Below are 21,831 nucleotides of genomic sequence, written 5' to 3'. Positions count from 1 at the left end.
CACCTTTTTAAGCCTTATCATTTTCAAGGTGGTAAGAGATGGCCTCCCAGAGTTCTGGAATCTTTAGCTCGGGTAAGAGGCGATATTTATTCCCTGGTAACAAAGGATCAAAGCCGCAAACGGGCTGATAAGGGCAGGACTTACAGGGTATATAGCTTCCCTTTCGGTAAGGGGAGAGTTCTATATTACCTTCTAAAATCCCTTGGGCGGTCTCCTTTAAAAGTTTCCGTAAGTATTGGCGCAGCAAGGAAAATTGTTCTAAAGAAAGAACCGGGGAACGAGCAGCGAAAGAGCCATCTTTTTTAAAAGCTACGGGTAAAAAAGGAGAAGGATTGGGTAGATGATGGTCCATAAGCTTTAGGGCCCGTAAGTCTGCCACTAATAACCCTTTCATTTTAAACTTTTTTATAAGCTCCTCTTCTAATTCTGCCACCGCCACCTCGTTCCCTTCCCATGTTGTTGGTGGTTCATCGAGTTTAATGAGGGGATTAATTACCGGGAAATATAGAACCGCTGCTGGTAGGCAAGGACCGCCCAGCAAGAGAGGGCCGTGGGTTAATATTACCTCTAGATAAGTCAGAAGCTGAAGTTCTAGCCCCCAGTAAAAATCAACTAGCTTGAAATTAACAGGTCTGGACTTATAATCTATAATCCGTATCCAGAAATTATCTCCATCCCGGACTGCATCTAGACGGTCTATGCGCCCATAGATTTCTAAGAGCTCTCCCTGGGGTAAGGCCAGGCGGAGACAAGGTAAGGTTTCTCCAGAACCGAAGGTTACCTCATTACCCACTGTGCGGAAGGAAGTCCACTTGGCCTGTTCCATCAAGACCGCTGCGGCCCTTTGGATTATCCCTATAAGTTTATGGGTTAAATACCGATAGCGCGCTGTGCTGAGCAATATTTCGTTTTGAAACTTAGGTATCAGCCCTTCTACTACATCCTGGCAGAGCTTCTGGCAGGAGGGAAGATCTAAATCTTTCCAGTCTTTGTGTTGCTCCCTTAGAGCAGCGGCTAACTCTTTAAGGGCGATGTGGAAAAATTCTCCTAGATCTGGAGGCAGAAATTGGTAGCGCTGGCGTTCTTTAAGCTTTAAGCCATACTTCAAGAAATGGGAGAAAGGACATTTTTTAAACTCCTCCAAACGGGACACGCTGGTCTTAAGGGGGTTCCCATATAAGGCATAGGCTATATCCTTTGGTAAAGGGGGTTCCTGGTTAGAATAAAAGAGCCCCCCGATGATCTTGGCCAGGATTTCCCTATATAGCGGATGCGATCTTGCCCAGTTGTATACCTCTAGCCATATGGGTTCTAGGTCAGCACCCGATTTGAGTTTACTTAAGTTTATAGCCAGCAAAGATAATGACGGCCTTGGATGGGTAATAGGCTCTGGAATAGGGGAGCTCTCTTTTAACTGTGGTAGCAAAGCCTTTAAGCGGGCAATTATAGGTGAAGGTCTTAAAGCGTTGTCCTCTTCATCAGCCAAGGCGTAACTTATGCCTAAAAACTCGCGTGAACGGGTAAGGGCAAGATAAACTAAGTGTTGCTCCTCTAATAGACGCCTGTGGCTACTAGGCCCCACTTCCCACCCTTTCTCTAAGAGGTATTCCCTTTCCTCATCTTTTAGAAAGCCTAAGGCTAAAGGCCTGGCAGGGAAAATACCTTCGTTCACTCCCAAAAGGAAGGCCGCCCGCACTTCAGGCAGCCGCGAGCGATCGAGGGATATTACCAATACTTGGTCTAGCCCTTGGGGTATAAGGCCCAGGAGCTCCCCTTCCAGACCAGCCATTATAATTTGCCGGTATTCTTGGATGTCTACCCTTTCGTCTCCCAAAATGTCTACCAATTGTTCAAGGATTTCTATTATGGTTTCCCAGATCTGGGCGTGTTCTTGAGCTTCTTCCCACTGGCCATTTTCCATAGCTTCAAGACGCCATTCCTCAAGCTTTTCCGGTACCTTAAGCTTAAGCAGAAGTTCGTAGAGGGCCAAAGTAATCTCCTGCACGGATTTGGCTTGGCGTAAAGCCTTATGGAAATCCCCTAATAGGTCTACGACTTTGTTTTTTAACTCATTTATTTGAGATAAGGTTTCCCTTTCATTGTCCAGGACCCAGCATGGCTGATAGGTCCAAGGTTGGCCGTCTAACCAACGGAAACCCTGTATACCGCAAGCAAGCACATAATTTTCGAGGAGATCTACCTCTTCCCGGGAAAGGGGTAGAAGATCGGTCTTCAGTAGCCGAAAGAGGGGTTCATAGGCCCAGTTTTGGCTTACAGTGTCCAAGGCGGCACATATCAGTTCTACAAGGGGATGATGGGTTATAGGGCGTTTAACATCTAGGAAAAAAGGAATTTCAAAATCCCTTAATACGTTAACCAAGAGGCTCTGGTATAGGTTTAAGTTGCGAACCATTATGGTTATATCCCGCCAGCGGTAGCCTTTGGTCCGGGCAAGATAAAGGATCTCCCGAGCCACCGTTTCTACTTCTGTCCGGCGGTCCGAAGAACTAAAGATTTTTAAATTGACCACTTCTTGGGGCCAAGGGGAAGCAAAAGGAGCGAAAAAATTCTTTTCTACCCACGCAAGAATAGGAGCTTCCGCAAACCGCGGGGGTATTTCTTGCTCTAAAACAGTCATCGGTTCCAAAGGCACATTTAAATGGCCCGCTAGGTTTTGAAGCTTCTTAAAGGTTTCCTTGGGGGTATAGAAGGGATCTCCTTCCGCTAAGGGAGTTTCCAGGTCTTGAGGGTCTACGCAAAGGGTTATATGTACCCTCCGGGCGGCTTTAAGTAATCCTTCTAATACTTTATATTCCTGGGGAGTAAAACTGCTAAAACCGTCTAGCCAAATTTCAGCTTCCTTAAGGCTGGGGGCTTTAAGGAGATTAAAGGCCAATATTTCCAAGTAATCTTCCGCAAAACGGGTATTCCCTTCTAAAGTTTTCTCCATATCTTCCCAAAGAAGAGCAAGATCATGTAGCTTAGCCGCCAGGAGCTCATGGGTACTATTTAAGTTAAGGGAGGTAGCCGCCTCCCGGAGCTTAGAGGGGCTAAGGCAGTAATATTTAAACTCTTTTAGGGTGGAAGCAAGTTCGCGTATAAAGCCAGGCTGGTGCCAGGCTCCCAGGCGCAAGATTTTTAGGTCCTTTGCCCGGCGTTTAAGTAGGCGGCGTAAAAGCATAGTCTTAGCCAGGTCGCTTAAAGCGGGCCGGGCCGCTCCCCCTACTTCTTGGCTTACCCGCCAGGCTAGGCGCTGAAAACTTAAAACTTGGCAGCGTATAGAGCCCTGCAAGTCGGGTAAGTTCACCAGGGCCTTTTCCATTTGAAAAGTGGCCTGTTCGGGAACGAGTAAGATTATGGCTGGCCCTTGGGGAGCGGCCAGCAATTCCTTACGTATCTCTTGCAGGCAGTAATGTGTCTTTCCGCTACCAGCCCGGCCAACAATAAAATGTAAGCTCATTCTTGTTTAGCTTGCCGTGCCTCCTGGATTATTTTTTCGGCCAGATTGGCGGGAACTTCCTCGTATTGAGCAAATTCCATGCGGAAGTGACCACGGCCTTGGGTTAGGGATTTAAGATCGATGGCGTAGCGGTACATTTCTGCTAAAGGCACTTGGGCGCGGATCCTCTGGTTTTTGCCCTCGGCTTCCATGCCCAGGATGCGGCCTCTCCTGCCGTTAAGATCACCGATGATATCGCCCATAAACTGTTCGGGTACGGTGATCTCCACATTCATGATGGGCTCAAGTAGAACTGGCTTGGCCTGTTCCATAGCTTTTTTGAAGGCCATACCTGCGGCGATCTTAAAAGCCAGTTCGGAAGAATCGACTGAATGGTAGGATCCGTCAGCCAGGTTCACTTTGATGTTGGTTACCGGGTATCCTGCTAAGATGCCTTCTTGCATGGCTTCACGGATGCCTTTTTCCACTGCGGGGATATATTGCCTCGGCACCGCACCGCCGAAGATGGTCTCCGTAAACTCAAATTCTTTATCCGGAAGCGGAGACATGTCTATAAACACATGCCCGTACTGGCCGCGGCCACCGGTCTGCTTTTTGTACTTACCCTCAATCCTTGTCACCGAAGCCCGTATAGTTTCCCGGTAGGGCACCTTTGGGGTGGACATCTCTACCTCTACACCGAACTTAGAATAGAGGCGTTCTAGGGTAATATCAAGGTGCAGTTCTCCCATACCGGTTAAAATGGTTTCCCGGGTTTCGTTGTTTTTACTGAGGCGAAGGGTGGGATCTTCTTCCAAGAGACGGGCCAGGGCGTTACTTAGTTTGTCTTCGTCTCCCTTACTCTTCGGCCTTATAGCTACAGGTAAAGTAGGCTCAGGGAAATCTATAGCCTGTAGCTGTTTGGGGTTATTCTTAGTGGTTAGGGTATCGCCGGTCCCGGACACGGTAAGCTTGGTTACCGCTCCTATATCGCCAGGTTTGATTTCACTCACCGGTATCTGGGTTTTACCTAGAAGGGTAAACAGCCCGTTTATTTTTTCTTCCGTTTCTTTGTTAGCATTATAAACGGTAGTATCAGGTGTTAAAATGCCGGAATACACCTTAAAAAGGCTAATCTTGCCCACGTAGGGATCCGCTAGAGTTTTAAAGATGAGCGTGGCCAGCGGTTCCTTTTCTAATTCTACACCGGACTTACCCGCCCTGTCTGCCGGCGAAGGCAGGAAGTCTACAATATAACGCAGAAGTTGTTCTACCCCTATACTTTTCAAAGCTGAGCCGCAGAGTACGGGAATAACTTTACCGGATACTACCGCCTGTTTTAGGCCTTGGCGTATCTCTTCGAGCGTTAGCTGCTCCCCTTCCAGGTATTTCATAAGCAGTTCGTCGTCGCCTTCAGCGGCTGCCTCCACGAGCTGCTCCCGGAAGCTTTCGGCCTCCTCCTTGTATTCTTCCGGTACGGGCAATTCCTTACGCTGGCCATTTTCATAGAGGTAGGCTTTAAATTCCAGCAAGTCTATTATTCCGCCAAAGTTTTCGGCAGCTCCTAAGGGTAGCTCTAGAGGTACTATGTTGCCCGTTAAGAGCTTTTTCATGGACTCTAGAGCTTGCTGAAAGTTAGCGTTTTCACGGTCCATTTTATTAATAAAGGCCAGGCGAGGCAAGTTAAATTTATCGGCTTGTTCCCATATTATCTCGGTTTGCACTTCTACTCCTGCCACAGCGCTTATGACCATAACCAGACCGTCGGCAACGCGCAGAGCAGCTACTACATCCCCGAAAAAGTCGGCGTAGCCGGGCGTATCTAACAGGTTTATCTTGTGACCCGCCCACTCGCAAAAGGCCAAAGAAGTGTTGATACTCACTTTTCTCTTAATTTCTTCCGGATGAAAATCGGTCACCGTGTTACCTTCCTCTACCCGTCCTAGGCGTTTAGTGGCCCCGGCCTGAAAAAGAATGGCTTCCGTGAGGGTGGTTTTACCGGCCCCTCCGTGGGCTACTAGGGCTACGTTGCGAATGCTTTCTGTAGGATAAACTTTCATTAATTTAAGACCTCCCCGCAGTTCCTTTAAGAATACCTTCTAAAGAATATAATTGGCTTTCATTTTAAAAAAATCCTTTTTTGCAAACCAGATTTTTTGCTGGGATAAACCCGAAGGGGTAAGCATAAGGATGGAAAATAGAGGTGAAGGATTAATGCTAGGGACGGGCCTCTGGCAGGGCGCGGCCATTCTTACCCTGGCTAATTTTTTAAATAAGGTTTTAAGTTTTGTCTACCGTATTTTGGTTATACGGCTTATCGGCCCGGAAAGCATGGGGCTTTATGAGATGGTTTTCCCTTTTTATACTTTTGTCTTGGTTGTGGCCACTGCCGGGCTTCCGCTGGCTTTAGCCAAAATTGTCGCCGAACGCGCGGCCCGGGGAGAATGGGGGTTGGTCCGGAATGTCTTTCATCTGTCTTTGTTCTTTCTTGTGTTTAGCGGTTTAGTCTTTACCGCTATCCTTTATTTTGGAGCCCCTTTATTAGGACGTCTCTTCGCCGATGAACGCGTATATCCTGTCTTTATGGTAATGATGCTAGCTTTACCCTTGGTGTGCACCTGCTCCGCTTTCCGCGGGTATTTTCAGGGATTGAAGCTTATGGGGCCTTTGGCGCTGGCCCAAGTAATAGAGCAGGTGACCAGGGTTAGCTCCGGTTTGGGGTTGGCCCTACATTTGTTGCCTAGGGGGATAGAATGGGGTGCAGCAGGTCTAGCTTGGGGTATGGTTTTAGGTGAGGCCGTGGGGTTAATAATAAGCCTGCTGATTTTCCGGCAAGCGAGCCCGTACTATCTAGCGGGGGAAGGGCAGCCTATTGTCTTGAAGGATTTTTTGACTCTTGCCCGCTTGGCCGTTCCGGCCACCCTGGCGAGGGCTGCCACCGGTCTAACCCTTACCTTGGAAGCCATTTTAATACCCCACAGGCTTCAGCTTTGGGGAGCCAGCCTGCGGGAAGCCACGGCTTTATACGGCCAGTATTCTGGCATAGCCTTAACCCTGGTTTACCTCCCTATGACCATTACGGTAGCGATAGCCATGGCCATGGTGCCGGGTATGGCAGAGGCTCAGGCTTTAGAGAACTACAGCCTGCTTCAGAGACGGTCCTTTCAAGCCCTTAAGGTTACAGTCTTAAGCGGGCTACCCTTTGCCATGTTCTTTCTTTTTCTGGCTACGGAAATCTCCGACATAATATTTAAGGCGCCGGAAGCCGGCGCACCTCTTAAGATTTTAGCTTGGGGATGTCTCTTTTTATATTTACAGCAGACCACCAGCGGTATCCTACAGGGTTTAGGGGCTATGAAAATTAACCTCTACACCACCTTGGTTGATGGAGCTGCGGACCTTGTGGTAATTTACTTTTTAACCCCGCTCTGGGGTATAAAGGGAGCAGCCTGGGGAATAAATTTGGGCGCTTTTTTGAGCACTTCCCTTAACCTGCTGGCAATATGCCGCCTCATCCACCTGCGTTTTAACTTTTTAGATCTCTTCGGACGGCCTTGTCTGGCCGCATTGGTCATGGGTGTAAGCATTAAATTGTTACAGAGGTCGGCTTGGAGCATAGGATGGAGGGAACTGGTTGGGCTACTCCTTATCGCAAGTATAACTTATATCGTTGCCCTTCTTCTGACCCGCACCATATCCCTCCGCTCCCTGGCCCTTTGGAAAAGGATTTAAACCCTGTAGTAAAGGTAATTCGCGCTGCAACTGTTCGAGGAAACGGTGGTCCGTTAGGTCCAAATGTAAAGGGGTTATGGAGATAAATTTTCGAAGCACGGCGCCTATATCTGTATCTGGGTTTGCATCGAGATCTTTTACCTCTCCAGCCAGCCAGAAATAGGCCCTCCCCCGGGGATCTACACGCCTTTCGATGGTATTGATGTAGCGCCTCTGACCTAACCGGGTCAGGGCCACACCGGCAATATCTTGCGGGGGCAGGTTAGGGATGTTTACATTTAAAAAGGTCCATGGAGGTAGACCCCGCCGGGCTATATACTGGCACAGGGAGGCTGTAAAAGCTGCTGCAAAACTGTAGTCAGGTTCTCTCTCCCCTGCTAAAGATACGGCTAACGAAGGGATCCCGTTAATGCAACCTTCTATGGCTCCGGAAACAGTCCCCGAGTAAAGTACATCCGTTCCTAAATTTTCTCCCCGGTTAATCCCAGAGACCACCACATCAGGCGGCTGGGGTACCAGCGCTTCCAGGGCGAGTTTGACACAATCGGCGGGAGTCCCGTTTACTGCGAACCCTTTAAGGCCTGGAGCAAGTTTTACTTCGGTTGCTCGCAAGGGTTTATGCATGGTGATGCCGTGGCCTATAGCGCTTCTTTCCTTCTCCGGAGCTACAATAACAACTTGTCCCTGGCCAGCTAGCTTACAGCCGAGGGCGCGCAATCCCTCGGCAGTAATACCATCGTCATTAGTTAACAGGAATAGCAAAGTAAGCTACACCTCATAACGATTTTATGTTTAAGGCTTGAGGTAATCCTAAGGCTTTATTATAACAATAAACTGCTTCCTCCTCCAGGTTTAATTTAGCATAAATATCTCCTTTTATCTCCCAGGCTCGGCTACTTTGGGGGAAGCGCTCGAGAAGTTTTTCCAGAAATAGGAGGGCCTCTTCGTGACGTCCTAGGCGCACAAGGGAACCGGCGTAGGCTAGGTGGCATTCTTCGTCGTGGGGTGCAAGATCTATAGCCTTTTCCAGATAGGTTAAGGCCAGGGCTTCTTTACCTAGGCTCATAAGGAACTGAGCTGTTACCTGCAAACAGAAGGGGTCTTGGGGACGGAGGCGCAAAGCCTGTTCGTAACAGTGCACGGCTTCTAACCAGCGTTTATTAGCGGCTAAGGTTTGTCCTAAGTTTAGCCAGAGCTGAGTATCTTTAGGTTCCAAGGTTAAAGCCCGGCGGTAGCACTGTATGGCCTCCTTAAGCCTTCCTAAGTGGAACAGGCAGACTCCCAGATTATTCCAGAGACAGGCATCCTTCTCGCCGTAACGGAGAGCGCGGGCAAAATGGTTATAGGCTTCTGACCATAAATTAAGCCTCTGAGCCGCTATACCCGCGTTGAAGGCTACTGCCGGGTCCCGGGGACAAAACCGTAGGGCCTGCCGGTAAGCATGCAGGGCTTCTTTATTGTATCCGAGGCTGAGGTAACAATAACCCAGGTTGTTCCAGGAACTGGCATCTTTAGGTTTAAGCTTTAAATATTCTTGATAACAGGCAGCTGCTTCTAAATATAGTCCTTTCTTAAGGTATTCTTCGGCCCTTTCTAGGAGAGTTTTATTTTGGCTAGGCGAGTAAATTTTTTCTAGAAAATAGCGTGAGGCAGGAACAGGCACGGCCCATCTCCCCTTCATCCGGTTTCCTATTCCTGCCTCTAATGGTTCTCCTTTTTATATGTTAATTCCTACCAACTAAACACCAAAAATTTCCGCCAAAAAACAACTTGTTAAGGTTTCTTTGGTGCCTTTTCCTTGCATTCTCGACAATACCCGTAAAATTTTAGTTGGTGATCGGTGATCTGAAAGTCCGTCTTTTTTGTAATGAGGTTCTCAAGGGACTCTAAAAGATCATGGTCAAACTCCAGCACTTTCCCGCAAGCCAGGCATATGAGGTGATGGTGATGGTGTTCAGTACGTGAGCTGAATTCGTACCTTGCCCTACCATCGCCAAAATTTATCCGCTGGAGTATGTCCAAATCTACCAAAAGATCTAAGGTGCGGTATACCGTAGCTAAGCCTATGTCGGGATACTGGTCTTTAACAATGTTGTAGACTTCTTCTGCGCTAAGGTGTTCATTGGCGTTGTTTATAAAAGCCTTAAGTATAACTTGGCGCTGGGGGGTTATCTTATAGTCTTGTTCGTGGAGCTTTTTATAAATTTCCTCTAACTGATTTTCCATGTTTTCTCACCCTGTAAAAAAGGTTTCTAACACGCCCCATACCTGGGTTTCTTTTTCCGGGGTCGTGGCCAGGCGAAGCACTCCTGTGCCACGCTCTATGCGGAAGCCGCCTTTCCCTTGTATAAGAGGTGTAGCCGTAAATTTTAAATTGATCATAGGTTCTATCCCTGACCGGAGCTCAAGGGAAGTGTAATCCTGAGTCTCCTCAAGGTTGCTTTCCACCTTGGCGGTGCTCACCTTAACTTCCGTACGTTGGGCCAGGTAAAGGGCCGGGACATGGCGCCGGCTATACAATAGGTTGCCCCAAAAATCAGCAGCCAAGAAGGTGTATTCTTCTCCATATAAACGGACAAAGCGTGCTCCTTCTAGGGCCTCCGGAAGGGGAAAGTTCCAGCGGCGGTGATCGTGATAGCCGGTACCTTCTATGTTATACTTTTTTCCCCTCAGGCTCACTTCACCTTGCACAGCAGCCCGGGGAACAGGGACCTGCCAGTAAATACAACGCAACCCCTGGTCACCGTAAGCTATCCGGCCTATACCCGGCTGCCAACCGCCGATAAGTGGGGAGAATTCAATATCTCCGGTGACCTTGTTTGTTTCCAGGTGAAGGCAATATTTTTCTCCATTGTATTCGGCCCAGCTTCGCCCGAGCTTTAATTGGCACCGCTCAGTTGAAGCGGCTACATCTTGGGCTCCTGCTTCCGCATTTTCCTCGTCCTTTTCTTGTCCTCCCCACCAGGCAACATGATAGTATGCTCTAGGACTTAAGGGCATATTACTTAACGTAAAGGCAATGCGAAGATAAAGGTTATCCGGAGTTAAAACTTCAAAAATCCAGCTTTCCTGCAAGGTCTCGCTTTCCTTGGGAGGATGATAGGCATCGTCTTCAACCGTTAAAGGTATATCGGCCAGGGCATTAAATTCGGCATCCTGCCAGAAGGAAAAGGTACTTTCCCGCAACCGGATGTCACCCCTTTTAAAAACCTATCTTAATCTTATTCCCACCGGCTTTAAATTCGACATAACTAATAAAAAACCTCCCGACTCTCCAGAGTTCTTTTATCTTTACCAGCCGCATAAGGTTAAATTGAAAAACTGTGGATAAATTTCTCAAGGAGGGAATAGGTATGGCCCGTACCCTCTTACTGGGGCTTCTTTATGCGTTAGTGGCCGCTCTGCTCCAGGCGGTCTTACTGGGCTTTCTTTTTTACGTTACACCTTTGTCTGAGGGTTGGCTTCCCCTTCTGGCCATGGTCATCCTAGCTCTGGCAGTCTTTATAGGTGCTTTGCAGGCTGCCAGGATGGCTGGTTCCCGGGGGCTTTGGCAGGGGTTAGGAGTGGCTTTATTATTCATTTTAGTACTTTCAGCCTTAAGCTGGACTTCCGGAGCCTTAACTTTTAAAACGTTGGCTCAGAAATTAGGGCTCTCTCTCCTGGCCGGGGCCATGGGCGGTATAGCCGGGGTAGCTACGCGCTAAGTCTATATCTTAATCCCAAGGTGATGGTATCTCGGGTTTACGGCTACCGCCGCTCAGATTTTAAGTCTATTTCTTAATCTCCCAGTGACCCGTGATGCGAGTGATAACCCATCCTTTGTCAGTCTTCTTAAGGCTCAAAGTGGCGGGGGTTTCGAAGCTTTCCGGGGTCAAGGGATGCCAGATTACATCTCCCTTGACCCAAGCCGTATCTTTATTTATAAAACCATAATCATGGATGTAAAAAACTAAGTAAACGCCTGACGAACTTGCTTTATAGTCTTTCTTTAACGCGGATATAATACCAGCAGAGTTAAGGAGCCTCCAATATTCCGGATCCAGCAGGGAGCGCATCCGGTTCCAGTCTCCTTGCTGGATGGCTCTGTAGAATTCATCGGCTACATGTACTGGAGACTCGCTTTCTATAGAGGCTATTTTCCAGGTATCTTCCACTCGTACAAGTCTTATGGTCTCTTCTGAGGAGATTATACCCTTTCGCGGAGAATCCCATTCGGCACGTCCCCGGGCCCAGGCTTGCCCCGCTTCTTCATCCACGTTTTGCTCTGAAACCAAAAAAATTACAAAACGCAAGCCCGGTTCCATATTTTTTCTGGCTTGCCATTGCTGTAAAAAACCTTCTTTCTTAAGTTCAGACCACAGCTCAGGAGTTACCAGCTCTTTTACTTTTTCTTCGTTACCTTCCTCTACGGCTTTATAAAAGTAGTATATAGTGTCAAATGGAGATGGTGAAGTTGAAGTAATGGGAGATAAAACGGGTAAGGCCGGGGAAGCCAAAGTATCTCCGGGGTTACCCTTTATGTGGCCCCACAAAAGAGATAAAAGCCAACCTATAAAAATACCGATGAAAATATGCACGGCCGGCCGCATTGAGCACCGCTCCTTTCTATTTAATTCTTAAGGAGCGGTGCCAGGGATTATGCTATTACTGGTGGAGTATTTTTTTCAACAACCGCTTTAAAAATGAGGGTAGAGGTATAAAGTATACCCGCATGTTTTCCACCTCGCTCCCCGGGGTACCCCCAATTCCCTTGTTATATATACTATTAATGCCTCCCGAGGGAAGTGATTAAAGGGAAAACCAAAGTTTAAGTCGGGAGACGACATCCTTTACGGAGCCAGACTCTAATTTTACTTCCGGCAAGGAACTCAAAAAAGAAGAACCGTAACGCTTGGAAATTATCCGGCGGTCTAAGATTACGGCTACCCCCCTGTCGGTGGAGCGGCGGATGAGGCGGCCGAAGCCTTGCCGGAAGCGTATAACCGCCAGGGGTAAACTCAAGTCCATAAAAGGATCCTTTCCTTGATGAGCCAAATTTTCTAAACGGGCTGCCAGAACCGGGACATTGGGGGAAGGAAAGGGTAACCGGGGTATTATAAGGCAACGCAACAGGTCCCCCGGCAGATCTATTCCTTCCCAAAAGGTGCTTGCACCCAGCAGGATGGCCTGAGGGTGTCGGCAGAATTCCTCTACCAGTTGAAAGCGGTGTCCGTCTATACCCTGGCCCAAAAGTATTTCCCCCGGTGAAAGGGATTTCAGATTTTCGTATACGGCACGGAGGAAGCGGTGGGAATTACAGAGTATCAGCGTGCGCCCTTGGGAGGCATGGGAAATCTCTAATATAGGTTCTGCTGTAGCGCTGGCGTAGTCCTCATCGCTTAAATGGCCCGGGCTAGGCAGGTCTGTGACGATAAAAACTTGGGCTTGATTTAAATAATCGAAGGGTGTTCCCACCGAACAGGTTATTAGGCGTTCCTGAGGTAATAGCTCCAGACCAGTCCGGCGGCAGAAGAAAGAAAAACTTTTTTCGACCTGTAAGGTTGCCGAAGTGAAGACTATGGCTTCCTTAGTCTGAAAAAGCATATCCATAAGCCGGGAGCCCACTTCTAGTGGTGCGCTATACAAGGTAAACCACCCATTAGAACTTCTTTCCAACCAGGCGACTTCTTCGTCTTCGTTGCCATCCAGGATATGGAATAGGCTATCTAAATAAGACTTAAGGGCGGAGGAAAGCTTCTCGGCTTCTCGAGCCTGCAAGGTGGCTCCTATATCGTCGAGAAGAGGGGCGAGTTCTTCCAGCTCATAATTGAGTCTTTCCCACGTCTCCTCTAAAACACCGGCGGCCTCCAGTACAAATTCCCAGGCGGGTAACTCCTTCACTTTACCGGTCAAACGTAAGGTGAAATCCTGGTGACCATCTTTTTCGCCCGTCTCCCACACGAACCTGAGGGCAGCAAAGAACTCCTCCGTAGCTCTTTTTGCTTCAGCTAAAGCTAAAAGACTTTTTTCTATCCGGGCGAGTAAAGGTGCTTTCTTAGAAGAAGAAAGTTTTTCCGCCAGGAAGGGAAGCTTGGCAAAATACCCCGGGGGCCGGGTCCGCGCTTGTAGCCGGTTAAAAAAATAGAGGAGGGTGGCTTGGCTTAAAGACACCGCCAGATGTTCGGTGGCGGTATCTTCTAGGTGGTGGGCTTCGTCGACAATAAGGTAAGAATAATGAGGAAGCACTTGATTTCCCCGGCGCAGGTCGCTCAATAAGAGGGAATGATTTACGATAAATACATCGGCCTCTTCGGCCCGGCGCCGCGCGGCGGTTACGAAACAGCTTAAGTCGTGAAAAGGGCAATGGGCGCCGAGGCAAGTTTCGTTATCGGAGGAAAGCAAGTTTTTCCAGTCTTCCTCTTCGGGTAAAGTTTTAAATTCGCTCCAGTCGCCAGTCGAAGTAAAATCCAGCCAACGCCAGAGCCGTAAAGTGAAAACCCTTTCCGGTGTTTCAAGGGAAGGCAAGTTTTCTTCCCATTCCAACAGCCTGCGTCGGCAGATATAATTGGATCGCCCTTTAAGGATGGCGGCCCGGAAGGGAAAGGGCAAAAGCTTTTGTAATAAAGGTATGTCTTTATGCCAGAGTTGTTCCTGCAAGCTTATGGTATGGGTAGCAATGGCTACCCGGCACCTTTTTTTACGCGCCCAAAAGATAACAGGGAGCAGATAGGCCAAGGACTTTCCCGTACCCGTTCCCGCCTCCACTAGGGCATGTTTACCTTCTTCTAAAGCTTGAAATACCACTTTTAAGACTTCTTCCTGTTGGGGACGGTATTCGTATTCTGGCAGAGCTTGGGCTAGCATCCCTCCGGGCCTTAAAATTTCAACTATATTTTCCAGGGAGAACGTTGCTTCGTCCTGGAGACCTTGCTTATTTTCTAAAGGAGGGGGTTCCGCGGAAGCGGCTATTTCAGCGGCTATTTCGCTACAGGGGACTGAGGAGGCTTCAGAAAGCGCTGCAGCAAACCACGAGCTTAACCTTGAGGGTACGATTTCCTGGAAGCGTTTAAGGAGGAAGGGGCTTAACTTTAAAGTTTCCCTCCAGAGAATTTCTAAAAGCTGAGCCGTAACTCTAGCGTCCGCCAGGGCTCGATGCTTTTCTGTTACATCTAAATTAAACTGGCGAGCCAAAATGTGAAGCTTGTGGGAGGTAAACCAAGGGAATAAGATACGGCTTAATTCGAGAGTGTCTAAGACAGGCCCGCTCCAAGGAGAGCCCAAAGCTTTAACTAAAAAGGCCATGTCGAAGGCCGCATTATGTGCGATTACTGTGGCGCCCTGGAGAAGAGATATAAAATTGGGTAAAACTTCTTCTAGGAAGGGTGCCTCTTTTACCATATCCTCGCCAATGCCTGTTAGGCGCTGGATATAAGGCGGGATAGGTCGTCTGGGATTTACCAAGGTACTAAATCGGTGTACCAGGTGGCCTCCTTCAAAACGCAGGGCCGCCATTTCCAATATGGTGTCTTGCGATGGATCGAGACCGGTGGTTTCTAGGTCCACCACCACATATGGTTTATCTAACATGGGCCATCACCGGGATATTTTATTTTTGGTGGGCATACTTAAAGTTTAAAATGATTATAACCCCCTTCCGGTAGAGGAATTTTTCGCCCTTCATATACCAGGTTTAAGCCCTCCTCACGAGGGAGTATTTCTCCTATGATGGTAACAGGGGTGTTGCATATTTTTTCAACTTCTCGGCTTATTCTTTCGGCAGCTTCAGGACGGCAGGTCCAGAGAAGCTCGAAATCTTCTCCGCCAAAAAGGGCATACTCTAAAGGTGATTTTCCATAAACCTTGGCCGCCTCTTCAAGCCCGGGCGAAAGGGGTATTTTCTCAGCGTATATGACGGCGCCCACGTTGGAGGCCTTGGCTACCTCCCTTATTTCGGTAGCAAGGCCATCGCTTATATCATCGGCAGCCGTTAACCCCGGATCTTGTAAAGCTACCCGCACTTCTCTAACGCGAGGCTGCGGTCTAAGGTGTCTTTTCTTTAGTTCGGTAGTAAGTCCGGCGTCCAAGGGCCGCGGGTTTAAGAGCAAATCAAGGCCGGCAGCAGATCCTCCGAGGTCACCGGTGACCAGGATGAGATCTCCGGGACGGGCGGTACAGCGATAAAGAATTTTTTCTGTTTCTACTTTGCCCAGGATAGTGATATTGATCACTATAGCCCTAGGTGAAGCTACCGTATCCCCTCCGACAATATTAATACCGAAAGTACGGCAGCATTCTTTTATTCCCCGATAAAGCTCATCCACAAATTTTACTTCCAGCTGGGCAGGAAGCCCTATAGAGACCACAATCTCTTCGGGTACTCCGCCCATGGCTGCTATATCGCTTACGTTTACCGCCGCTGCTTTATAACCTATTTCCCAAGGGGTTGCAGTATCACAGGTAAAGTGGACGCCTTCGATAAGCATATCAGTGGAGACGAGGAGGAAGTATCCAGGATGGTAAGGGAGTACTGCCGCATCGTCTCCTATGCCCTTGACAACTCTCTTGGGATCTACCAGACAGCCTTCCTGAATGCGCTCGATGAGGCCAAATTCGCCTAACTCCTTTATGTACAAGGACAGAAACCCCTTCCTTTAAGTTATCACCTCATCTTTTTCTAATATTGCCATAAGAAAAAGGCTGGAGCAAGATTTTCCTTCCAGCCTTAGAGCTTCTTTTCAGCAAGGGATCGGGAAAGGAGGTTAAGTAATTCTTTAAGGCGGTTTTGTATATATTCATCGTGGGGGTCCAGTTGGTAGGCTGACCAGTAATAGCCTATAGCCTGAGCCGGCCGTCCTCTATATTCATGAAGCACGCCTAAAGCAAGCTGAGCTTCCAAATCGCCAGGGTTATATCTAACCCGCTGCAAGTAATTTAGAAAATTGGCTTCATTTTCTAAGAAACTTTGTTCGAAGGATACCTCGCCTATTTTAACCTTCATGACCTTCCCCCCTACCCTTAGTTATTTTATGGACGGGGGAGGAATAAAATTACTCGATGGTAGTCAACTCAATTAGCTTAGGGAGCCATCTTAGTTCCCGGGCAAGCTTTATATAGGTGGTGGGTTCCTCCTTTTTTGCTCCCAAAGCCATAAGGACGGCTTCTACCGCATTGGCCGAGGGGGAGCCCGCTTTCCAGAGGGGTGTCGTGCTCAACAGATATTTAACGCCTACTTGTTTCAGGAGGCGGAGATCTTCTTTGTTAGTCCCGCAGGTTATGAGGATTTCACTTTTAGATAGATAAGGCAGAAGGTAGCGGCAGATAAAATGCCAGTTCCCCGCGATAATATCAACCTGTGGAATGGAGGGGCTATAGATGCGGCCAGGCTTTTCCTGTGCCGGGCCTAAGGGATAAAGGAAGTGGAGGGGGAGGCGGGCTAAAAAAGGTAAGGTCAGGTGGGCTATTTTGGTGAAGAGCGATAGCGGTAACACACAAGGTAGTCTGAGACCGAAAAGGGCGTCACCAGCCAGGACCTTACATCCTGCTAGGGAGAGCGACTCGGCTAACCAATAACGGTCCAGAACAGATACCACCAGGGCGGTTTTTCCAGCTAGAGATATACCGTAGCCTTGGAGAACCTCAACGGCTAAAGGCTCAATGAACTGTTTCCAACCGGAGCCGTCCACCAGCGGTGTTTTTGAAACCCGGCACACCAGGTGCCTTCCAGCCGGGCAGGGGATGCGGCGGTTCCCCAGATGATAGTAGAAGTTGGCTCCTCCCAGCCCCAGGGCGGCTACTTGACCGTCAAGGGAGCTTAAAATCTGAGCGGCTAAGGATAAATCGCCCTGGCAACCTATACGCTCCATGACCACTTTAGCTTGGGGCAGGTCTAACTCTTCCCTGAAGTCCCGCCGGGTTGTCCCCAGGCTTACGCTAACGACTCGCAACATTGCGGGATTTCCTTCTTACTTAAAGCTTTTGTCCATAAGCCAGCTTTAACCGGCGAACCAGGTATTCTGCGAGTACTGCGCAGTCTTCCGTGGATAAGTGTTCAGGGACGGAGGCATCAAAAAGAATAGTGCCTCCCGGAGGGACCTCCTCATCTCCGGCCCATAAACTTAAATATACGGGTACCAAGGGAAAAGGATAGAGGATGACGCTTGCGTGACCTATGTGACCTTTTGTCCCGCCTAAGGAGGCCCCTGCAGAAACTAGACTGTCCAGATGGGGCGTAAACGCGCGGATCAGGGGGAAAACGGCACGGTAGTAAAAGGGTGTTGAGTAAAGGGCTCCGCCGGGTAATTCTTTGAAAGTGATCCACTGCCCGGTAAGGGAAGAACCGGGACTTGTTAAATAGTGCAGGAATAGGACTGTAACACGCGGGTCTATTTCTTCTTCGCCATAAACTTTTCCGTCGGGATAAGTTATCCGGTAGACCAGGTTGAGGAACGGGCAAGAAAACTCCTTCGTTGCTTCATCCCAGGTTACCTTTTTGTTTTGAGCTATGGTAGAAGGAGCAATAGATCTAAGCTTTTCCCTGGCCAGTTTTAAAGGAACATCTAGATTAAAGGGTAGTTTTTCCATATTATCCCCTTCCGGGATGTAAAATCATCCGTAGTTAAATTATAAACTCTTACTTACGAAAAAGGCCAGCTTTTAAGCTGGCCTTTTTTACGCTAGGGGAACGGTTATACAATGTTTTTCTGTTTCTTCTTCTAAAAATACTGGCAACTCTTCTTCTTCAAGTATGCGGTACCCGACCTCTTCACCCTCTATCCAGGTCAACAGGTATTCCATCGGGTTCGCCCCCTGAATTTTGTATACATCATTCTAAATATAGAATAGCACAGGCAAAGTCAGGATTTCAAGCTTGACTCTCAAAAATTCTTTAGATATAATTTTTACTGCGCTGGTGAGCGCCCGTAGCTCAGGTGGATAGAGTAACGGAATCCGAGTCCGGAGGTCGCAGGTTCGAGTCCTGCCGGGCGCGCCATGTTTTATGTGCGCCAGTAGCTCAGTTGGTAGAGCAGCTGACTCTTAATCAGCGGGTCGTGGGTTCGAATCCTACCTGGCGCACCAAGTAGTTATAAGGCCTCTCGATAATAACGGGAGGCCTTAAATTTTCTCCTTTTTAAACATCCTACCCTTGCTTAAGACACCCCCAAAGCGAGGTGAAAGATGAGCTTGGAGCTTTTCCTTCTGGCACGTGGTTGTCCTAACTGCGGCGGGAGCGTGACGGATGAGCGTTTGGCGGCAGGGCTCCCTTGCGCTAATTGCCTGCCACAGGAAGGAAAAGGTCTTTCGCAGGCTACTCTTTGTGGTGATCTCCGAAGAAAAGATAAGTTACAGGGACTTTCTCCTTTCTGCCGGGCCGAAGAACGCCTTGAAAATTTTGCCGAGTTTTTTCAACGGGCAACCGGGCTTTCCCTTTCTCCCTTGCAGCGTTTGTGGGCTAAGCGTTTCTTTCTTGACGAGTCCTTCGCCATTATCGCTCCTCCTGGTGTAGGTAAAACTACCTTGGGGTTGGTACTTTGCCTTTATAACGAGAAAAAATCCCTTATCCTCTCCCCTACCCGTCTTTTAGTTTGGCAGATAGTAGATAGGCTTGCCCGATTAAGTGGCCGAGCCGGTTATCCCAGGAAAATCTTAGGTTTCACTGGTAAGGCTAAGGAAAAGAAAGAGCTTATGGAGGGTAACTATGACGTCCTGGTGGTAACTACTCAATTTTTTTATCGCCATTGGCGTGAGCTTGCAGTTCATCCCATCACTTTTGTTTTTATAGATGACGTTGACGCCCTCCTTAAAAATTCCCGCCAGATAGATAGCCTTTTTCATTTCTTGGGCTACTCCGCGGAAGAGGTAGACAAGGCCTTGCGTTCACCAGAAGAGAATCTCAAACAGATGAGAAAGAAGCCGGAAAGGCTCCTCATCCTGTCCTCCGCCACCTTAAAGCCGCGGAACAAGCGGGTGCGCCTCTTTCAGAGACTTATGGGTTTTTCTATTCAGCGGGCGGTAAGTACCCAGCGTCGGGTGCTGGATTGCTACGAAGAAGTAAATGATTTTGCTTCTGCGCTGGCTCGATGTGCCGAGTTGATCGAAAAGTTGGGTGCCGGGGGATTGGTGTTGGTCAGTGCAAAGGAAGGTAGAGAAGGGGTAAGGGAAGCCACTATGTACTTGAAGGCCAGGGGAATTAGAGCTGAAAGTTACCTTGAACTTGCCCCGCAAGACCTGGTAGCAAGACTGCTGGAAGGGTCAATTAAGGTTGCAGTAGGGTTAGCCCATCCCACGAACCCTCTGGTTCGGGGACTAGATCTTCCCCAAGTACTTAAGTATGTAATCTTCGTAGGGGTACCCGCCCATCTTCTTCCTCTGGAACTATCCCCTTCTCCCGGGGCCCTGCACGGCCTCTTGCTGGCCCTTTTTCCCTTTTTCACAACGGATGAGCAGCGTACAATTTTACGGGAGCTTCGGTATTTAAGGCCATACTTAAGCCTTCCTGCTGAAGAGGTCTCTCGCTACCCTGCGCTAGACAAAAGGATACAAGCCCTCCTTCCTTTACTGGAGGCAAAATTTAAAGAGCCCTCTTTTTGGGAGAAGGTGAAAGCGGCAGAGGATATAAGTGTATACCAGGAAGAGGGGAGGCTTTATCTGGCTTTAGGAGATGCCGCCACGTACTTACAAGCCTCGGGAAGGGTCTCACGCCTTACCGCGTCAGGACTTACGCGGGGGTTAGCCATTACTTTATGTACTGAACGCCGGATGCTGGGCAGCTTAAAAAAGCGGTTGCGCGCCTTTAGTCCGGGGGAAATAGAATTTATACCTTTACAGAAGGTCGAGCTGGAAGAAATTATGCATGGCATAGAAGAGGATAGGCGGCGGGTCAGGGATAAGGAACTTGCGGTAAAAGGAGGTCCTCATACCGCACTGGTAGTGGTGGAGTCCCCTCACAAGGCCCGTACCATCGCGTCTTTTTGGGGAAAACCCGGGATCCGGAGGGTGAAAGGAGCAGTGGCCTACGAAATACCGGCAGGTGACCGGTACCTCATAATCACGTCTTGCCTGGGGCATGTCTTTAACTTAAGCAGGCAACAAGGTTTTTTTGGCGTCCTCACCGATGGACAACGCTTTTTGCCGGTCTTTGATACTATAAAGATCTCTCGGGAGACAGGAGAGGAGTTTGTGGATCCTGAGGAAGCGAACCGTTATCCAGAAGGGACAGTATGGGATAAACAAGAAGTATTACAAGGGTTGCAGCACTTAGCCTTTGAAGCAGACGAAGTTTTTGTGGCCAGCGACCCTGACGCGGAAGGAGAAAAAATAGCTTACGATCTTTATCTTTCCTTACGCCCGTTTAATCCCCGGATCTTTCGCCTGGAATTCCATGAAATAACACCCGCCGCCTTCTGTAAAGCCCTAGAAACCCCGGGGCAGATCAACCTGCACCGTGTCCAGGCCCAACTCACCCGTCGGGTACTCGATCGCTGGGTGGGTTTCTGCCTATCCCGGCGCCTTTGGCAGGAATTTGGCAACCCTCACCTTTCTGCCGGAAGGGTTCAAACTCCGGTACTCGGGTGGGTGATAGCTTGCATGGAAAAGAGGCGAGAGAAGAAGGCGCGCATAACCTTTTCTTTGGGATGTGCCAACTTGATTCTGGAAGTACCGGACCTAAAACTAGGCCAAAAAATTTTTGCTGAACTCGATCAGGTTACATGGGAGATATTAGAGACAAGCGAAGAGGAACGGCCACCCCTCCCACCCTTTACTACGGATACCATTCTTACCGAAGCATTCCACCGGCTTAGACTGTCCGCACCGGTTACAATGAAGCTTCTCCAGGAACTTTTTGAGTCGGGATATATCACCTACCACCGAACCGATTCCACCCGGGTCTCGGAAACAGGCCGCTTCCTTGTAGCTAAGCCCTTCATTGTCCAGCAGTTTGGGGAAAAACTTTTTCATCCGCGCAGTTGGGGGAAGGAAGGGGCGCACGAGGCCATAAGGCCGACACGTCCTCTAACGGAAGATGAGCTTAGGTGGATGGTGGGGGCAGGGCTGGTGAACCTGAGCCAGGAAAAGGCTATTGACCTTTACGGGCTTATCTTCCGCCGGTTTATAGCGTCGCAGATGGCGCCAGCGCGGGTGCGCAAGGCCAGGGTACGCTTTCGGGTGCCTAGCTATACTTGGGAAACCGAGCTGGTGTGCGATGAACTCGCACCCGGGTTTGCCCTTATGTGGCCGAGCTTTTCTGTAAGCCGCCTTGATGCTAAAGCACGGCTAACCCACAAGGCATACCAGGAAATACCAGTAGTAGAACTTTATACTGAAGGTACTCTAATCCAGGAGATGAAGCGGCAGGGCATAGGTCGACCCTCTACCTATGCGGAAATCATAGCCACCCTTCTTAACCGGCGTTACCTGGCGGTCCGGCGGGGGAGCCTTTACCCTACCCGTTTGGGGTTTAAGGTATACCGGTATCTGAGGAAGAACTTCCCCGAGTATACTGACACTGCTTTAACCCGAGAAATAGAAAGGACCATGGATCTTATTGCGGAAGGAAAAGAGGATTACCAGGAGGTGCTGAGGAAACTTTATAAGGTTAGAGAAATCCTTCCCTAATGGGAATTATTTTTTCGCGTAAAAAGCTCGCAGAGACGAAACAGGCCCTAAAGGCCCTGAAATTCAAA

16 protein-coding genes and 2 tRNA genes are annotated in these 21,831 nt (G+C 48.9%); 5 read left to right on the top strand and 13 right to left on the bottom strand.

Annotated elements, in window-relative coordinates; all coding sequences use genetic code 11:
• Window positions 1-7 precede the first annotated feature (7 nt).
• Window positions 8-3,460: a helicase-exonuclease AddAB subunit AddB gene (gene addB / locus L5656_RS02145; RefSeq protein ID WP_297198357.1), complete on the bottom strand. Its 3,453-nt coding sequence runs from the start codon at window positions 3,458-3,460 to the stop codon at window positions 8-10.
• Window positions 3,457-5,499, bottom strand: a complete 2,043-nt coding sequence (gene fusA / locus L5656_RS02140) for an elongation factor G (protein ID WP_297198354.1) — start codon at window positions 5,497-5,499, stop codon at window positions 3,457-3,459. The genes addB and fusA overlap by 4 nt, the downstream gene beginning before the upstream one ends.
• A gap of 130 nt (window positions 5,500-5,629) precedes the next feature.
• Here fusA and L5656_RS02135 point away from each other — a divergent pair, with 130 nt between their 5' ends.
• Window positions 5,630-7,171, top strand: a complete 1,542-nt coding sequence (locus L5656_RS02135) for a putative polysaccharide biosynthesis protein (RefSeq protein WP_297198351.1) — start codon at window positions 5,630-5,632, stop codon at window positions 7,169-7,171.
• Here L5656_RS02135 and surE read toward each other — a convergent pair.
• The 4 genes from surE to L5656_RS02115 all read right to left on the bottom strand — a co-directional run bounded on the left by surE (window position 7,079) and on the right by L5656_RS02115 (window position 10,357).
• Window positions 7,079-7,933, bottom strand: coding sequence for a 5'/3'-nucleotidase SurE (surE, locus tag L5656_RS02130; RefSeq protein ID WP_297198348.1), 855 nt, complete (start codon window positions 7,931-7,933; stop codon window positions 7,079-7,081). The genes L5656_RS02135 and surE overlap by 93 nt on opposite strands.
• A 13-nt stretch (window positions 7,934-7,946) precedes the next feature.
• The gene (locus tag L5656_RS02125) at window positions 7,947-8,852 is read right to left on the bottom strand and encodes a tetratricopeptide repeat protein (protein WP_297198345.1); all 906 of its coding nucleotides are present in this window, start codon (window positions 8,850-8,852) and stop codon (window positions 7,947-7,949) included.
• 92 nt (window positions 8,853-8,944) lie between these two features.
• Complete coding sequence (locus L5656_RS02120) at window positions 8,945-9,397, bottom strand: Fur family transcriptional regulator (RefSeq protein WP_297198342.1); 453 nt, start codon at window positions 9,395-9,397, stop codon at window positions 8,945-8,947.
• Window positions 9,398-9,403: 6 nt separating this feature from the next.
• Entirely contained in the window at window positions 9,404-10,357 is a 954-nt protein-coding gene (locus L5656_RS02115) for a hypothetical protein (protein ID WP_297198340.1), read from the bottom strand.
• 167 nt (window positions 10,358-10,524) lie between these two features.
• On the opposite strand from L5656_RS02115, the gene L5656_RS02110 reads away from it, so the two are divergent.
• A complete protein-coding gene (locus L5656_RS02110; protein ID WP_297198339.1) occupies window positions 10,525-10,875 on the top strand; it encodes a TIGR04086 family membrane protein in 351 nt (116 codons plus the stop codon).
• A gap of 66 nt (window positions 10,876-10,941) precedes the next feature.
• Here L5656_RS02110 and L5656_RS02105 read toward each other — a convergent pair whose 3' ends face one another.
• From L5656_RS02105 to L5656_RS02075, 7 genes are all read right to left on the bottom strand, one after another.
• On the bottom strand, window positions 10,942-11,760 hold the full coding sequence (locus L5656_RS02105) for a hypothetical protein (RefSeq protein ID WP_297198336.1): 819 nt from the start codon (window positions 11,758-11,760) through the stop codon (window positions 10,942-10,944).
• Window positions 11,761-11,959: 199 nt separating this feature from the next.
• Window positions 11,960-14,737: a helicase C-terminal domain-containing protein gene (locus tag L5656_RS02100; RefSeq protein WP_297198333.1), complete on the bottom strand. Its 2,778-nt coding sequence runs from the start codon at window positions 14,735-14,737 to the stop codon at window positions 11,960-11,962.
• A 38-nt stretch (window positions 14,738-14,775) separates the two neighbouring features.
• Complete coding sequence (thiL, locus tag L5656_RS02095; RefSeq protein ID WP_297198331.1) at window positions 14,776-15,783, bottom strand: thiamine-phosphate kinase; 1,008 nt, start codon at window positions 15,781-15,783, stop codon at window positions 14,776-14,778.
• An 89-nt stretch (window positions 15,784-15,872) separates the two neighbouring features.
• On the bottom strand, window positions 15,873-16,148 hold the full coding sequence (locus tag L5656_RS02090) for a tetratricopeptide repeat protein (RefSeq protein ID WP_297198329.1): 276 nt from the start codon (window positions 16,146-16,148) through the stop codon (window positions 15,873-15,875).
• A 49-nt stretch (window positions 16,149-16,197) separates the two neighbouring features.
• A complete protein-coding gene (locus L5656_RS02085; protein WP_297198326.1) occupies window positions 16,198-17,097 on the bottom strand; it encodes a hypothetical protein in 900 nt (299 codons plus the stop codon).
• A 19-nt stretch (window positions 17,098-17,116) separates the two neighbouring features.
• Window positions 17,117-17,731 carry a DUF3786 domain-containing protein gene (locus L5656_RS02080; RefSeq protein ID WP_297198323.1) on the bottom strand — a complete coding sequence of 205 codons (615 nt, stop codon included), beginning with the start codon at window positions 17,729-17,731 and terminating at the stop codon, window positions 17,117-17,119.
• Window positions 17,732-17,818: 87 nt separating this feature from the next.
• Window positions 17,819-17,944, bottom strand: a complete 126-nt coding sequence (locus L5656_RS02075; RefSeq protein WP_297198320.1) for a hypothetical protein — start codon at window positions 17,942-17,944, stop codon at window positions 17,819-17,821.
• Window positions 17,945-18,063: 119 nt separating this feature from the next.
• On the opposite strand from L5656_RS02075, the gene L5656_RS02070 reads away from it, so the two are divergent.
• From L5656_RS02070 to rgy, 3 genes are all read left to right on the top strand, one after another.
• Window positions 18,064-18,140 (top strand) — tRNA-Arg (locus L5656_RS02070).
• Window positions 18,141-18,150: 10 nt separating this feature from the next.
• Window positions 18,151-18,226, top strand: a tRNA-Lys gene (locus L5656_RS02065).
• A 99-nt stretch (window positions 18,227-18,325) separates the two neighbouring features.
• The gene (gene rgy / locus L5656_RS02060; RefSeq protein WP_297198316.1) at window positions 18,326-21,763 is read left to right on the top strand and encodes a reverse gyrase; all 3,438 of its coding nucleotides are present in this window, start codon (window positions 18,326-18,328) and stop codon (window positions 21,761-21,763) included.
• Window positions 21,764-21,831 lie beyond the last annotated feature (68 nt).

The sequence above is a fragment of the Thermanaeromonas sp. genome (assembly GCF_021890735.1).
Lineage (GTDB): Bacteria > Bacillota > DSM-521 > Neomoorellales > Neomoorellaceae > Thermanaeromonas.
Note: the sequence above shows the minus strand (reverse complement) of the source record. Positions and strands in the feature narration are given on the sequence as shown.